Below are 15,418 nucleotides of genomic sequence, written 5' to 3'. Positions count from 1 at the left end.
GGCAGGGGATGGAGTACGAGCGAGTCGTCGCCGGCATCGGTGAGGACTCGCTCGTTTGTTTTTGACTGTTGCAGACCCACCAACACAAATTGCACTTGCGTAATTGAAGTGCTTTGCCATTAGGTTATGGCAGAATGATTACACACTAAATCAGCAAGACGATGATATATCCTTTCCAATTTTTTCTGCAAGGACTTCCACGATGAAACGCTACTTGACAATCTTGTTTGCATTACTGATGAGCGCATCATTCGCATCTGCCGTTCCGCTCTATATCAACTATCAGGGCTACCTGACCAATCCAACCGGAACACCGTTGGATACGACAGTTTCGATGACTTTCAAGTTCTACGGATTCATGCATGAGCTGATTTGGACCGAATCACATCCTGCAGTGACCGTATCCGACGGTTACTTCAATGTGATACTCGGCAGCGAAGTTTTTATTACCGACAGCATTTTTGCATCAGGGATTGCTTTACTGGAGGTAACAGTTGGGTCTGACCTTCCGATGTCTCCGATGATTCAGAGTCACACGGTGCCGTACGCATTTCGAACGGGGACTGTAGATGGTGCGACTGGCGGAACCTTGTATAGCAGCCTCTCTGTTGGCAACACGAACTCGATACCTTCATATGAAAGTTTTGCTGTCGGTGGCGATCACGTCATAACTGTGAGTCCTGCAACAATTGCCGGTGGCAGCGGCAACTCTGTAACAGCCACCTACGGATTTATCGGCGCAGGTATATATAACGAGGTCAACTCAGCGGGCGGTGTTTGCGGCGGGGGATATGGAAATGAAATGAGTTCTGCCGGATCTTCTAATGTTATCGGTGGAGGTTACCACAATGACATTACCGGATCCGGAAACTATAACGTTATTGGCGGAGGTTACGAAAACGTTGCGACGAGCACGGGTGGAACGATAGGGGGCGGTTCTCGTAACCGGGTGTTCGGTGAGTACGCAACGATTGCCGGCGGCGGCGGACCACTGGCTGGAGACTCAAATTTGGCGACAGGAACGGCTTCAACAATCAGCGGCGGAAGGAGCAACCGCGCAACAGGCGCATACTCGATTGTCGGCGGTGGGCAGGGCAACAACGCAAGTGGCGAGCACTCGATTATTGGAGGCGGAAGTGGAAACACTGTATCGCAATTCCGGGCTGCGATACTAGGAGGTGAAAGCAACACGGCAAGCGGTCAGCGTTCAGCAGTATCAGGCGGGTTCAACAACTCCGCGTCCGGCAGCATTGCTTTTGTCGGCGGAGGCGGGACAAATCAAGCGACAGGTTTTGCGGCAGCAATAGCAGGCGGTCAACAGAACACCATACTGTCTCAAGATGCATTCATAGGCGGCGGGCAAGGAAATGTTGTGGAGGGGATCCAGTCCTCAATCTGCGGCGGAGCATTCAATCGCGTTCGCAATAATTACTCTGTCATCGCTGGCGGCGGTGGTTCACTCATTGACTCCAACTACATAAATGGACTTAACTCTTTCATTGGAGCGGGCTCACGGAACGTCGTAACCGGTAATTTTTCAATGGTCGGCGCAGGAGTTTCGAACAAGATCACGGGCAACAACGCCGTGATTGGCGGCGGCGACGGAAACCGCATTGAAGATGCAACAAGTCCTCTGAATTCAAGTTACTCTTTTATAGGTGGAGGAAGAAACAACCGCGCTCGCGGTGAATACTCAGTTGTCGTCGGCGGTGGCGGATCCGTATCGGCGGATTCCAACTCCGCACGCGGAAGCTACTCCTTTGTTGGCGGTGGTCAAAAGGGCAATGCCGAGGGGTTGCAATCAGTTGTCTGCGGAGGACTAAGCAATGCGAGCACGGGCGAAAAGTCATTCTGCGGCGGAGGGCAAGGGAACACAGCAAGTGGCCTGCGCTCATTTGTCGGGGCAGGATCGCTGAATACCGCTTCTAATCAAGATGCAACCGTCGGCGGCGGATTCCAGAACGTGGCAAGCGGTTCAGGTACGACTGTCCCTGGCGGCGTCGGGAACGAAGCGACGGGAAGTTTTTCGACAGCAATGGGTTTTCGCGCCAAGGCAAACCACACCGGCTCATTTGTATGGGCCGATAACACCGTCGCTGACTTTGCGTCCACGGCCAGCAATCAATTCAGTCTGCGTTCATCCGGCGGTGTGCGTATTGCCACAACGACCACTGGAACAGTCGGAGTGAAGCTCGACAACGGGGACACGGCGTGGGAAGTTCTTTCGGACAGCACCAAGAAGACGAATCGCAAGGCCGTCAATACGTCAGAAATCCTCGACAAGATTACGCAATTGCGGATCGAAGAGTGGAATTATTCACATCAGGACGAGAGCAATACCCATATCGGCCCGATGGCACAGTCGTTCCATGCCTTGTTCGGCTACGGTGCGGCGATACAGGAACTGGCGAAGCGGTGCGCAAAGCTCGAAGAGCAGAATCGGCAACTTCAGGTACAGATACAAACACTGCTTGCAGGCGACAAGCAGACACACTCTAAATAGGAGAGACCGCAATGTTAAAGGTTTTTGCCAGGCTCTGTTGGCTCGTCATTGCATTTCCTTGCTGGGCGATTCCGCAACAGGTTAACTTCCAAGGTCTACTTGTGAACAACGGCGGAAACCTTGTGGACACAACCGTTAGCATGACTTTCCGGATATACACGGATTCCACAAGCGGAAGCTTGTTATGGACGGAAACTCGCAGTGCAGTTTCCTCAATAAATGGTCTTTTCAATGTGCGGTTGGGACAGGTCATTCCACTCCCGGACGGCATATTCAATCAACCGCAACTGTGGCTCGGAGTCACGGTTGGTGCCGACGACGAAATGGTTCCACGGAACTTCCTGTCTTCTGTGCCCTACTCCTATCGAGTAAGCTCCGTTGATGGTGCGAAAGGTGGTGTTATTTCGGGTCCGCTCTCAACAGACACGACACTTCAAGCGGAGGGCATTCGTTTTCTGGACGGAACAACACAGTTCACAGCCAGCGTTGCCGGCCAGCAGTACGCGGATACGAACAGCTACGACGCAACGCGTGCCTGGACCAGCGTGCAGGTCTCGTTGAAACAGTCGAATTCCGATACAATAACATGGGATGCTACTCGCACTTGGGTGAACTCGCAACTTGGTCCTCTGCAAGCGGATGCAGACACGACGACTTGGGACGCTACGAAAGCCAATCTGGCTCCGCTTCAGAATGACAGTGACACGTCTTTATGGGATGCGACGCGAACTTGGGTCAATTCAATGGGCTACCTTCGCGGCTCAAACAACTCGATCGGTACTACTGGTTTCGTAGGAGGCGGAAACTACAATTCGGCATCGGGAAGCTACTCATTTGTCGGCGGCGGCGGCGGCGCATCTTCTGCAGATGCCAACTCGGCATCCGGTTCAAATTCTGTGATCGGTGGTGGGCGATTGAATTTCGCAAGCGCGTTTGCCAGTACCGTTGGCGGCGGCAACGCCAACCAATCTATTGCGGACTACTCAACAATTGGAGGAGGCTTCCTGAACACAGTGAGTGGTCAAATGTCTGTGATCGGTGGCGGCAATAATAACCAGGCCAGTAATTGGAATACAACCGTTGGAGGTGGCGGCAATAACAACGCGACCGGCATTGGGGCAACGGTTGGCGGTGGAATTGTCAACCATGCGCGTGGCGAATTTGCGGTAGTTGGCGGCGGCGGCGGTCAAACGCACTCAGATTCGAATTCCGCAACGGGTGCGCAGTCGGTCATTTCGGGCGGAAGAGGCAACTACGCGAGTGGAACCTATGCGACGATCAGCGGAGGTTCCGGCAATCAAGCAACTGGAGCATTTTCGTCCACCGTTGGCGGAGGGGCCGCGAACATTGTCTGTGGGCAAGACGCAACGATTTCCGGTGGGTACGCAAATACAGCGTCATACGCTGGGTGCGTGGTGGGTGGTGGTCAGTCTAACTGGGCGAACAACAACTATGCGACAATTGGTGGAGGAATAAGCAATACTATCGGAGGCTACGCTGGAACAATCGGAGGTGGTCAATCGAATTGGGCGTCCGGGCTCTATGCCACCGTTCCCGGTGGCTATAACAATCGTGCTTATGCAGCCTACTCTTTTGCGGCTGGAAACCGCGCGTATGCGGGTGGCAACGGCACCTTCGTCTGGAGCGACGCCAATGATGCTGATTTCATCGTAAGCAACTCGAATTGTTTCGCAGTTCGCTCGACCGGCGGTGTTTACTTCTTCACCAACTTGTCCGAGACTTCCGGAGTCAATCTTCCTTCAGGAGGAAGCGCATGGAACGCTGTCTCTGATTCTACCAAGAAACAGAACATCCGTTTGGTGGACACGAAGGACATGCTTGAGAAAGTCTTGACGCTTCCTATCAAGAAATGGAGCTACAAGTCGCAAGACCCGTCGGTCGAGCACATCGGTCCTATGGCGCAGGATTTCTGGAGTGCATTCCACGTGGGCGACGACAGCCTGTGCGGCGATACAGGAACTGGCGAAGCGGTGCGCAAAGCTCGAAGAGCAGAATCGGCAACTTCAGGTACAGATACAAACACTGCTTGCAGGCGACAAGCAGGCTAACTCCAAATAGGAGATCTATTCATGTGGAAATTTCTTATCACAATTGTACTCGCCTCTGCCGTCGCCCCGTGCTGGGCAGTGCCACAGTCCATCAACTATCAAGGTTATCTAACGTCAGCGGGCGGAGCGCCGCTGGATACCATTGTTTCAATTTCTTTTGGGATTTATGACGCACTTGCTGATGGGGATCTCATTTGGTCGGAGACACATCCGGCAGTCGTGGTTTCGGAGGGGCTTTTCAACGTTGCACTTGGTTCACTTGCGCCACTCTCCGACGACTTCACGGCAAACCGCTGGCTCGGTATCACAATTGGAGCAGACGCTGAAATGATCCCCCGAGAGCAGTTTCAAACCGTGGCGCATGCTTTCCGCGTGGGTACCGTGGACGGAGCGACCGGTGGAAACATCGAGGGTGACGTGAATATTTCCGGCAAAGCCAATATTGGCATTGGAAATTCCAACTCGGGCGCGAGCGCTTTTGTGTGTGGCGCGAACAACTCTGCCACAGGACACTATTCGGCTGTTGGTGGCGGTGCCTATAATCTTGCCGCCGGAAGCTACGCCGTCATCGGAGGAGGAGGTGGTGCGCTCCCTGCGGATTCGAACCGCGCAAGCGCTAATTGGGCGGCCATTCTCGGAGGCAGAGCGAATCAAGCTCCACAAACCTACTCCACTATCGGAGGAGGCTATGCGAACTGGGCGCTTGGCCAGTATGCAGTGGTAACCGGCGGACGCGCCAACTATTGCGGCGGCAACTACTCGGCCATATTGAGCGGTGACTCCAATTACGTTATGCAGGAGCATGTGGTCGTGGCCGGCGGACATGGCAATCATGTCGAAGGCGAAAGCGCTGTCTGCGGCGGAGGCACGAGCAATTGGATCAACAACGCTGAATACGCAACGATATCAGGCGGCTTCGTCAACACTATTCAGTCCGATTATGCCACCGTTGCCGGCGGATACAGCAACAGCTCGTCGGGAATTTACGCCACAATTGGCGGTGGAAATGACAATGTTGCGTCCGCAACAAATGCCACCATCGCAGGCGGTTTTCAAAACAGTGCCACTTCCGCCGCCACAGTGGTCGGAGGCGGGTATCAGAACGATGCAACGGTCGCCGGAGCCACAGTGGCTGGCGGCTACTATAACGAGGCTTCAAACACGGCCGCGACGGTCGGAGGAGGCTATGAAAACCTCTCTAACGGCTACGCCGCGACGGTCGCAGGAGGCCGCTACAACAATGCCCGCGGAAACTTCTCCGTCATCGCGGGCGGAGGCGGGGTTAACGAGGCAGACTCCAACAGCGTTTCCGCCTACTGTTCGATTGGCGGAGGGTCAAGGAATTACACCATGGCGAACTGGGCCAACATCAGCGGTGGATATTCCAACGAAGCCACAGGGTCATATTGCTCAATCGGGGGGGGATACAATAATCGAACTGCAAGCCATTACTCGACTGTCCCCGGTGGCCAGCATAACAGTGCCACCGGCGAAGTCGCTTTCGCTGCGGGTGCCTACGCATTCGCCGCTCAAAACGGGAGTTTCGTATGGAGTTCCGGAGGGGATACAACGAACTCCTTCGCGACGAATAGTTTCACCGCACGCGCTCCTGGAGGTGTCAGATTCTACACCGCCACTTCGTCAACTACGGTCGGCGCAACTCTTCCTGCGGGAAGTGGAACATGGTCCTCCCTCTCTGATTCCACCACCAAGCGTCGATTTGGTCGTGTAAACACGAGGGATATTCTCGACAAGGTAACAGAGCTTCCTATTGAGCGCTGGAGTTACAAGACGCAAGACGAGAATATCCAACACGTCGGGCCGATGGCGCAGGATTTTTATGCCTTGTTTTCACTCGGTGAAGACAACAAGACCATTTCAATGCTCGACCCTTCGGGCGTGGCGCTCGCCGCAATTCAAGAGCTTGCCAATCAAAACCGCGAGCTTCGCGCAAGTATCGACAAACTGCAGGCACAGATTACATCGCTGCAGGCGGGATTCACACTAACTACTTCAAAGGACAAACGTTATGAAAAAGCCGCTATTCTTCCTGCTTGTGCCGGCTCTGCTGCTTGCGCAACCGCCGCAAAGTGAGCATTTCAGGCTCGCTAAGTCCGTTATGGATGCCGGTGGCGGTATTTCAGAATCCGCCAACTTCCGGCTCTTGTCTGCATTCGGTCAGCCGACGCCGGTCGGAGCACAATCGTCAACCAACTTTGTCTTGTATGCCGGCTTCCTTAACCCGCTGCTCTCTGTCTCGCCGTTGTCACCAATTCAGGAACTCGTAATTCTGCCGCTTGGAAACGACGCAAGACTCTGGTGGGAGGCAATACCTGGGGCTGCAAGCTACTCCATATATAGAGATACTGCATTCGAATTTCAGCCGCTGCAGAGCAATTTCGTTGCCACTGTCAACGACACAACTTATACTGACACAGGCGTACTTAGCAGTCCGCCTGTTCAGCAATACTACATCATACTTGTAAACAGCTCAACAACTTTCGGCGGAGGTGCTCAGACAAAACACTTCGCCAAGTAAGGAGAGATCCATGAAGAACTGGGTTTTCTTGGCAGTCATTGTGAATATTGCGCTGAGCTTTAGTCCCACGTCAGCGCAAATAACTATTTCACAAAGCAATTTCCTCGGGTCGGGTGCGGCATTCATTTCACATCAGGTCCTATCGGGCGCAGTTTTCGATGTGGGTTCGGCCGGTGCGGAGCAACAATGGAGTTTTGGCAACTACGATTGGGAAGTCGATCAATACACCCTAATCCTTGATCCCAGCGAAACACCGTACTGGGAGGACTTTCAGAATGCGACAAGAGCAATTCATGCAGACGGAAGCGGAAGTTACCTCTACGAACGTATAGTAGAAGATGCCTGTTACATGCTTGGCGTCGGTTCAGAGGAGGAAGTGCGTGTGTATGATCCTGCACCTGTGGAAATGACATTGCCGGTTAATTATCAATCAACTTGGGATATGGTGATTAGCGTAACGCAGGAATTGGAACCGGGAATGGTAATGACCCTGAAGGATTCCGGACATGTTCTTGTTGACGGGTGGGGAACCGTGTCAACTCCGTTCGGCGAGTTTAACGTCTTGCGTCTTGCCACGCACCATTACAGCGAAACATATCTGAATGATGTGCTGCTGGTGTCTTCCGAGTTTCTGAGCTATGCTTGGGTAGACCAATTCGCCGTTGCTGTCGTAAATGTGGATTCGGACATTGATGTAACTGATCCGAATTTCGATTACGGTATCATCGAAATGAACGAAGAGGCCATGCCGGTCGGACCGCAAGTCGGGGTGTTGCCACGGAACCTGTATCTACATCAGAACTATCCGAATCCATTCAATTCAGAAACTCGCCTTCCGTTCCAGATAGCAAAGGCTGCGACAGTTCATTTGCAGGTATTTGACGCCACTGGGAGAATCGTAAGAGACGAGAACATCTTTCTGCCTGCAGGGAGCCACGAACTGAGCCTCAACGCGGACACTTGGGCGAGTGGCAACTATTTTGCCCGTATCGCGGCAGGCGGCGAGCAAATGACACGTAGAATGACACTGATTAGATAAATACCAGATACTTGGACTCAGAAGGCCGCCGTCGGGCGGCCTTTTCAAACTCACGCAGAAGAACGCGCACGACTCTATTCCTCATTTCGCGTGACGAGTCGTTGGCAGATAAGTCCTAAACCATTAAATGTTAGTAGCTTGGCAGCAAAACCTATGAAATAGGTGAGAAAAGTGTAATGTGCAGGATTCGCTCGAATGTGCTATATTGCCCTTGAAAAGCAACAATAGAATTCAGAGTTGTGAGTTAAATGGCCCCACAGTACATCTTCGTCATGCAGCACCTCGTCAAGTTGTATGGCACGACAAAAGTACTTGACGACATTAATCTTGCGTTTTATCCCGGTGCAAAGATTGGTTTGGTAGGAGACAATGGTTCGGGCAAATCCACACTATTGCGCATTATGGCGGGATTGGACAAAGATTTTCAAGGCTCTGCTGAGCCTGCTAAAGGAGTACGGGCAGTCCTCGTCGCCCAGGAACCTCAGCTTGATTTGAATAAAACCGTGCGCGAAAACGTGGAAATGGCTTTTGCACCAACGCTTAGTTTGATAGAAAAGTACAATAAGCTTGCCGAAGACATGGCAACCATGGACGGAGATGCCATGGAAAAAGCGCTGGACAAAATGCAAAAGCTTCAGGACGAAATCGACAAGGTGGACGGCTGGAACCTGGAACATCAAGTCGAAGTTGCGTCTGATGCTTTGTTCTTGCCTGACGGAGACTTGCCGGTTTCCCGGATTTCAGGAGGAGAACGAAGGCGAGTGGCACTCTGCAAGGCTCTCATTGAAAAACCTGATATCCTTCTTCTGGACGAGCCGACCAACCACTTGGATGCTGAGACAGTTCTTTGGCTGGAGAAGCAATTGCGAGAGTTTGAAGGAACGGTGATAATATCGACCCATGACCGCTACTTTCTCGATAACATTACGAAATGGATTCTGGAACTGGATGCAGGACGAGGAATACCGTGGGAAGGGAATTATTCACATTGGCTTGAACAGAAGATTGAGCAAATGGAGCAGCCGGACAAAAAGGTGTCCGCAAAACTTGCGGCACTTAAACGGGAACTCGCTTGGATCAAACTCTCACAGCGCGACCGCCTCGAACTTAGCCATAAGCACCTGACGGAGTATGAAAAACGATCAAAGGAAGTCTTCGAAGTAAGCGACCAGAACATGATGATTCAGATCGCGCCCGGTCCGCACCTTGGAGATGTCGTACTGGAATTAAATGGCGTATCCAAGAGCTACGGTGACAATGCACTAATTAAAGACTTGAATCTCTTCATTCCGCCGGGAAGTATTACCGGTGTAATTGGTCCCAACGGAGCGGGAAAGTCCACTCTATTTCGCTTAATCAACGGTCACGAGCAGCCGGACAGCGGGACAATCAGGCTTGGACCGTCCGTTGTACTTGAGTATGTAAACCAAATGCGGGATGACCTCGACGACAAGAAGACGATCTTTGAGGAAATCACCGGTGGAACGGACACAATTCTGATGGGAGGCAAGGAGATTTCGTCGCGAGCCTACGTATCCAAGTTCAATTTCCGCGGGTCAGATCAGCAGAAGTATGTCGGTAATCTTTCTGGAGGTGAAAGAAACCGGGTACATCTCGCGAAACTTCTTCGAAAGGGAGGTAACTTTCTGCTGCTTGACGAGCCAAGCAACGATCTTGACATCACCACTCTTAGAATGCTCGAAAACGCACTGCTCGAATTCAACGGTTGTGTTATGGTGATCAGTCACGATCGCTTCTTTCTGGACCGCATATGCACGCACATTCTGGCATTTGAAGGCAACGGCAAGGTTCGCTGGTTTGAAGGCAATTTTGAAGCCTATGAGCAGCAGCGCAGAACAGAACTGGGCTCCAATTTTGATCGTCCGCGCCGTTCACTTTATCGTAAGCTCACGGCATAGAATATGGCACGCCTAAGCCTCGCAATCCGGAAGATAATCAGGTTTTCATTGGCCTTGTCGCTTGCAATTACAACGATCGTACTCAGCGAGACTGACATTGTTTCGCAGAGTGCCAAGGATATTGTTCTCGGACACTACTTGAGGGATGTGGATTCGTTGAAACGCAGAGCCGCTCTCTTTCTATTTGATAACATGGAAGGGCACAGCTATATCACGTTTGACTTGAGCGACACGGCGGGAAAGGTGATTCCGTTCGATGTGCTGAATTTCCAAAGCTGCGAAGAACTCGAAGCGTCATTCAAAACACTCGAAAGTGCACACGGAGTGCTTGACTTCAAGATTCGTGACGTATGTTCAGACGACTCGGCAATTTCGGCGTCATTCGTGATTGATCATGTAGATAAGGCATTTGAAGCCTGGCAGACTCGTCCCTGGGCGAAAACGTTCACGTTCGAACAATTCTGCGAATATATTCTGCCCTATCGGGGCAGCAATGAACCCTTGGAGAAATGGCGAGGTCATTTCAGCACACGCTACGACAGCGCGTTCCACGGCATGAAAGACACGATAGATCCGATTGAAGCTGCTTGTATAATCAATCAGGACCTCATGTCATGGTTTCGGTTTGATCCAAGATTCTACTATCATCCGACCGATCAAGGTCTCTCAGAAATGCTTCAGAATAAAATCGGTCGCTGCGAAGACATGACAAATCTCACGATTTATGCGATGCGAGCTAACGGATTGGCTGTGACAAGTGATTACACTCCGTACTGGGCAAACTCAGGGAACAACCACGCGTGGAACGCAATAGTAACGACTGGTGGAGAAGTGATTCCATTTATGGGGGCGGAAGCTAATCCGCGAGCATATCGGCTCCCAAATAAGCTTGCAAAAGTGTATCGCAAGACTTTTTCGTTGCAAAGAAGAAACCTTGCATTTCAAGTGAATCATCCGGACGACGCACCCAAGTACCTGTCGTCCAAGTGTTATATTGATGTAACGTCCGATTACACGTCGGTCAGTGATGTAAGAGTGAGAATAAGTGTTCCAGATTCCATAAGACATGCATACATCTGCGTGTTCAATTCCGGGGAATGGAAGGCTATTCATTGGGGCGAAGTTCGTTCGGACTCAGTGACATTTTATGAGATGGGTGTTGACGTGGCATATTTACCCGGATTATATGTTAATGGTGAGATTAAACCTGTTGGATCGGCGTTCCTCCTGACAAAAGCAGGTGATATCCGTCCTGCAGTCGCGGATACGACCAAGTTAATCGACATGGTATTGCACTCAACGACAATGAAGACGCTCGAAGTGTCCACTGACGGCATTCTCAAAGCGGCTTTTGAAGTAGGAACAGAGTATGTACTCTGCTATTGGAGTGACGGTTGGGTTTGTGTAGGGAAGAGGATAGCTGATGGCGGACCGCTACTCTTTCCAAATGTTCCGTCAAATGGCTTGTATTGGCTTACTGCGGCAAACTCGAACAAGGAAGAGAGGATATTCACATACAGTGACGGACAGGTGTGGTGGTGAAATGGAACACGATTTGAAAAAAAATGGGAATCTCGCAACTTCCAATTGGTGGAGAGAACTCCAGGTATCCATAACCGTGTGCGATACGACTGGAGTAATCGTGGAAATGAATGAAAAGTCCATAACAACTTTCAAGTCAGAGGGAGGTGCGGCTCTCGTGGGAACGAACGTGCTTGATTGTCATCCAGAACCGGCAAGAACACAGCTTGCCGAAATGCTTGCAGATAAGAGCACGAATGTGTACACAATCGAAAAAAACGGAGTGAAAAAGCTGATTTACCAAACTCCGTGGTCTGTCAATGGCGAGTACATGGGCTATGTAGAGATTTCATTGGAGATTCCCTGGGAGTTGCGGCACTTCGTCCGAGCGCTGTGAAATGGTGAGTAAAGGAATTCAAAAAAGCCAGCAGGTCATGCTGGCTTTTACTTTTCATGGTATCGCTCTCAGTGCCGGGGTAACAAGATGTCCCGCTGTTCCTGTCGCATCTCCAGCAAATCCGCAATGGAAGTTCCCTTCAGGAATCTTTCAATCTCAGTTTTCGTTGGCTTCCATAGCCGATGAACACAGCAAGCTGTTTCATCGCTGCAAATCGCGTGGCCGAGTAGACACTCATTGGACAGAGTAAGTCCATCATACAGCATGAACACGTCATAAAGAGAGACTTGATTCGGCGGGTGGGACAAGGAAATTCCCCCGCCAGGTCCTCTTAATGACGTAACAACGCCAGCTGCTGACAGTTCGCGTATCAGCTTCGATAGAAACGGAGCAGGGAGTTGCTCGGCCTTAGCAATCTCGGAGACGAATACTGAGCCTTGCTGATAATGCTGCGCAAGGAAGACAAGTGCGCGAATTGCGTAACTTGTGGGTTTGGAAAAAATCATTTGACAGTCAGAAGAAGCTTGAGAACTGCAATCATGAGGACGGCCGCTAAGACCACCCTGAGCGCCCGGTTGGAAAACCTTGCCGAACCCAGCCATGCGCCTATCACACCGCCGGCAATTGCGGCAGCAAGGAGAGGGAGGACCGGTGCGACCGCAAGTTTCCCGGTTACAACTCTGCCCGCCAGTCCGGACATAGAGTTCGATAGTATGAAGAGAGCGGACAGTGTTGCTGCGGATTTGACGGTAGTCCATCTGAAAAAGATTGACACCGGACTCAGAAAAATGCCACCGCCAACTCCCACGATTCCCGAAACAAGACCAATGGATCCCCCGACTCCGCCGAGCATTATGGCATGCGGCTCTGTCAATGCATAGTTTGACGTGCGGCGTTCGTAAAGCAATCTAAGGGCTGCAATCGAAAGTGCGAATGCCAGGAGCACCTTGTAGACAGTACTCGACACATGCATCGTTCCACCAATGAATGAGAATGGAATGGACGTCAGCACAAGCAGCCATGCAAAGCGCGGCAGCAAATGTCCCCGTCGCATGAACGACCAGAATGCAAGACTTGAAACTGCAACATTTAGGATCAATGCCGTACCAGCCATTTGTTCCTGTTGGAAAGAAAAGAGGCTTAGGACTGCAAGATATCCGGACGCACCGCCATGCCCCACGGAGGCATAAATCATTGCAACAAGAAAGATGAGCGCAGTCAGCGCGATCTGACCGCTCAAATCAAGCGGCATGACATGCTCTCCTGCCATGTTACCATTCAATTCTCACAATCTCTACATTACTTCCTTTCGGAAGCGTTCGAGGTTCACCGTCAAAAACGATGAGAGAATTGGCGGTCGCAAGCCCGCCCAACATGTGCGAGTCCTGTCCGCGACATGGTGACACGAGCACTTTCCCATCATGGTCGTGCGCCGTGGCTCTGACAAAGTCCGTCCTTGGTGTTTTCTTGCGAACGTCTTCAGTGAGCAATGCGCTTTCAAGGCGGGGCTGAGCGTAATTGCCGTTTTCAAGTGCTTGCAAAGCAGGTTTGACGAACAGCAGAAAAGTCACAAGCGCGGACACAGGATTTCCAGGAAGTCCGAACAGAATTTTCCCAGATAGATTTGCAAAGACGACAGGCTTTCCCGGTTTTATTGCGATCGAATCAAAGATTATCGTTCCGCCCAGCTTTGAAATGGCGGGCTTTACGAAGTCAACATCACCAACAGACGCGCCGCCGGAGGTGATCACTAAGTCTGCGAATTCAATCGCCCGCGTAAGCGCATCAGTTAGCGAATCAATATCGTCTTTGCAGCGTGCGATGGTAACTTCCGGTATTCGGAGGTGATCGAGTGCGGCGAGCAATCCGAATCTATTTGAGTCGTAGACTTGAGCATCTTCAAGCGGTTCACCCGGTTCAACAAGCTCATTACCCGTCACGATCAGCGCAACACGAGGTGCACGTCTTACCGGAATATGAGTCAGACCGAGTGATGCTGCAAGACTGATGGCGGCCGGAGTCATGCGAATTCCCGGATTCAAACAGACATCCCCTTTCATGAATTCTTCGCCAAAGTGACGAATGTTCATGTCCAGCTTGACAGGTGCGTCAAAACGAAGGTAATCATCCTTAAACACTGCATCCTCTATCATGATCACAGTGTTTGCGCCGAATGGGATCATGGCACCGGTGTAGACTTTTGACGCTTCGCCGATCATAATCGAACGAGTTGGCACAGAGCCAGTCCTTACTTCACTTACTAATTGGAGCCTGACCGGACTCTCATTGCTTGCGGACTCGACATCTTGCGCCCTGACAGCATAGCCGTCAACCGCACTTTGATTGAACCGCGGCATTGGAAATGGTGCCTGCAGAGGAGCTGACAGCGTTCGGTTGATCGCTTCCAGCAATGGCAATTCAAGTACCGGAAGTATCTGAATAGCCGCAGCAATTCTGTTGTGCGCTTCTTGATAACTAATCAAAGAAATCACGCCTTTCGTCCTGCCCTATCATGACTTCCTCCCCACATCATCTGAAAGGCATGAAGCACAGCGGGGAACAGCGCGTCGAGGGACTCTTGCACGCCCTTACTGGATCCGGGCAAATTAATCATCAATGTGTTTCCGCGGATTCCCGCGGCTGAACGGCTCAACATGGCGTATGGTGTGCGCTCCTGACCGTAGCCGCGAATAGCCTCTGGAATACCCGGAATGTCTTTTTCAACTACCCTCCGCATTGCCTCAGGAGTCGTATCGCGCGGGCTGAATCCTGTTCCTCCGGTTGTTACCACAAGATCGAGTTTCTCCGAGTCGCTGTAGTGGGTCAATTTGGCAACTATTTGGTCAATGTCGTCCGCAATGATGTCATAGAACTGTACATTGAGACCATTCTGTTCAAGCCGCTCGCGTATTAACAGACCTGATGTGTCGGACTTTTTGCCGCCGGCAACTGAGTCCGAAAGCACCAGCACAGCGGCTCGCAGCGGTGGGGTGAATGCCTCCTTGAAATCAGACTTTCCACCTCTTTTCTTGACCAGCCTGATGGACAAGATCTCCATGTTTTCGTCAAGCATTTTCAGCATATCGTATACGGTTAACGCCGCAACAGAAGCCGCAGTCATCGCTTCCATTTCCATGCCGGTGCGATAAATGCCTTTGACGGTAGCAGTAAGTACGATACGATCTTTCAGAAGAGTGTGTTCGAGTGACGAAAATTCGATCGGCAACGGATGGCAAAACGGGATTATTTCAGAAGTTCTTTTGGCTGCCATAATGGCTGCAACGCGTGCAACTTCAAGGGGGTCACCTTTGGGCACAGTTCGGTCTTTCACGCGGTCGAGCACAGACGGCGTAATCGCAATGACTGCTTCGGCTACGGCGATGCGCAACGAGCGGTGTTTATTTGAAACATCAAGCATGGGTCAAGCCCTT

At 51.5% G+C, this 15,418-nt stretch carries 12 protein-coding genes; 8 read left to right on the top strand and 4 right to left on the bottom strand.

Annotation, left to right across the window (positions count from 1 at the left end):
* The first annotated feature begins 202 nt into the window (after nucleotides 1–202).
* From HUU59_08665 to HUU59_08630, 8 genes are all read left to right on the top strand, one after another.
* A complete protein-coding gene (locus tag HUU59_08665; GenBank protein NUO19504.1) occupies nucleotides 203–2,503 on the top strand; it encodes a tail fiber domain-containing protein in 2,301 nt (766 codons plus the stop codon).
* Nucleotides 2,504–2,514: 11 nt separating this feature from the next.
* On the top strand, nucleotides 2,515–4,572 hold the full coding sequence (locus HUU59_08660; GenBank protein NUO19503.1) for a tail fiber domain-containing protein: 2,058 nt from the start codon (nucleotides 2,515–2,517) through the stop codon (nucleotides 4,570–4,572).
* 21 nt (nucleotides 4,573–4,593) lie between these two features.
* A complete protein-coding gene (locus HUU59_08655; GenBank protein NUO19502.1) occupies nucleotides 4,594–6,666 on the top strand; it encodes a tail fiber domain-containing protein in 2,073 nt (690 codons plus the stop codon).
* Nucleotides 6,602–7,111 (top strand): hypothetical protein, encoded by a 510-nt coding sequence (locus tag HUU59_08650; protein NUO19501.1) that lies wholly within the window; start codon nucleotides 6,602–6,604, stop codon nucleotides 7,109–7,111. The genes HUU59_08655 and HUU59_08650 overlap by 65 nt, the downstream gene beginning before the upstream one ends.
* Before the next feature lie 10 nt (nucleotides 7,112–7,121).
* Entirely contained in the window at nucleotides 7,122–8,150 is a 1,029-nt protein-coding gene (locus HUU59_08645; GenBank protein ID NUO19500.1) for a T9SS type A sorting domain-containing protein, read from the top strand.
* Nucleotides 8,151–8,398: 248 nt separating this feature from the next.
* Nucleotides 8,399–10,069, top strand: coding sequence for an energy-dependent translational throttle protein EttA (ettA, locus tag HUU59_08640; protein ID NUO19499.1), 1,671 nt, complete (start codon nucleotides 8,399–8,401; stop codon nucleotides 10,067–10,069).
* A gap of 3 nt (nucleotides 10,070–10,072) precedes the next feature.
* The gene (locus HUU59_08635; protein NUO19498.1) at nucleotides 10,073–11,611 is read left to right on the top strand and encodes a transglutaminase domain-containing protein; all 1,539 of its coding nucleotides are present in this window, start codon (nucleotides 10,073–10,075) and stop codon (nucleotides 11,609–11,611) included.
* 1 nt (nucleotide 11,612) lies between these two features.
* Nucleotides 11,613–11,987: a diguanylate cyclase gene (locus tag HUU59_08630; protein NUO19497.1), complete on the top strand. Its 375-nt coding sequence runs from the start codon at nucleotides 11,613–11,615 to the stop codon at nucleotides 11,985–11,987.
* Between the two features lie 68 nt (nucleotides 11,988–12,055).
* Here the strand turns inward: HUU59_08630 and HUU59_08625 are convergent, their stop codons facing one another.
* From HUU59_08625 to HUU59_08610, 4 genes are read right to left on the bottom strand one after another with little or no spacing between them, the layout of a single operon-like run.
* Nucleotides 12,056–12,493 (bottom strand): Rrf2 family transcriptional regulator, encoded by a 438-nt coding sequence (locus HUU59_08625; protein ID NUO19496.1) that lies wholly within the window; start codon nucleotides 12,491–12,493, stop codon nucleotides 12,056–12,058.
* A complete protein-coding gene (locus tag HUU59_08620) occupies nucleotides 12,490–13,257 on the bottom strand; it encodes a sulfite exporter TauE/SafE family protein (GenBank protein NUO19495.1) in 768 nt (255 codons plus the stop codon). The genes HUU59_08625 and HUU59_08620 overlap by 4 nt, the downstream gene beginning before the upstream one ends.
* A 1-nt stretch (nucleotide 13,258) precedes the next feature.
* Nucleotides 13,259–14,479, bottom strand: a complete 1,221-nt coding sequence (locus HUU59_08615; protein ID NUO19494.1) for a molybdopterin molybdotransferase MoeA — start codon at nucleotides 14,477–14,479, stop codon at nucleotides 13,259–13,261.
* The gene (locus HUU59_08610) at nucleotides 14,476–15,405 is read right to left on the bottom strand and encodes a bifunctional molybdenum cofactor biosynthesis protein MoaC/MoaB (GenBank protein NUO19493.1); all 930 of its coding nucleotides are present in this window, start codon (nucleotides 15,403–15,405) and stop codon (nucleotides 14,476–14,478) included. The genes HUU59_08615 and HUU59_08610 overlap by 4 nt, the downstream gene beginning before the upstream one ends.
* Between the last annotated feature and the right edge of the window lie 13 nt (nucleotides 15,406–15,418).

This window comes from bacterium (assembly GCA_013360195.1).
GTDB lineage: Bacteria > Electryoneota > RPQS01 > RPQS01 > RPQS01 > JABWCQ01.
Note: the sequence above shows the minus strand (reverse complement) of the source record. Positions and strands in the feature narration are given on the sequence as shown.

Coding starts and splice junctions, on each gene's coding strand:
- ettA (NUO19499.1), top strand. CDS start 8,399: ATGGCCCCACAGTACATCTTCGTCATGCAGCACCTCGTCAAGTTGTAT.
- HUU59_08665 (NUO19504.1), top strand. CDS start 203: ATGAAACGCTACTTGACAATCTTGTTTGCATTACTGATGAGCGCATCA.
- HUU59_08620 (NUO19495.1), bottom strand. CDS start 13,257: ATGGCAGGAGAGCATGTCATGCCGCTTGATTTGAGCGGTCAGATCGCG.
- HUU59_08660 (NUO19503.1), top strand. CDS start 2,515: ATGTTAAAGGTTTTTGCCAGGCTCTGTTGGCTCGTCATTGCATTTCCT.
- HUU59_08625 (NUO19496.1), bottom strand. CDS start 12,493: ATGATTTTTTCCAAACCCACAAGTTACGCAATTCGCGCACTTGTCTTC.
- HUU59_08650 (NUO19501.1), top strand. CDS start 6,602: ATGAAAAAGCCGCTATTCTTCCTGCTTGTGCCGGCTCTGCTGCTTGCG.
- HUU59_08630 (NUO19497.1), top strand. CDS start 11,613: ATGGAACACGATTTGAAAAAAAATGGGAATCTCGCAACTTCCAATTGG.
- HUU59_08645 (NUO19500.1), top strand. CDS start 7,122: ATGAAGAACTGGGTTTTCTTGGCAGTCATTGTGAATATTGCGCTGAGC.
- HUU59_08610 (NUO19493.1), bottom strand. CDS start 15,405: ATGCTTGATGTTTCAAATAAACACCGCTCGTTGCGCATCGCCGTAGCC.
- HUU59_08635 (NUO19498.1), top strand. CDS start 10,073: ATGGCACGCCTAAGCCTCGCAATCCGGAAGATAATCAGGTTTTCATTG.
- HUU59_08655 (NUO19502.1), top strand. CDS start 4,594: ATGTGGAAATTTCTTATCACAATTGTACTCGCCTCTGCCGTCGCCCCG.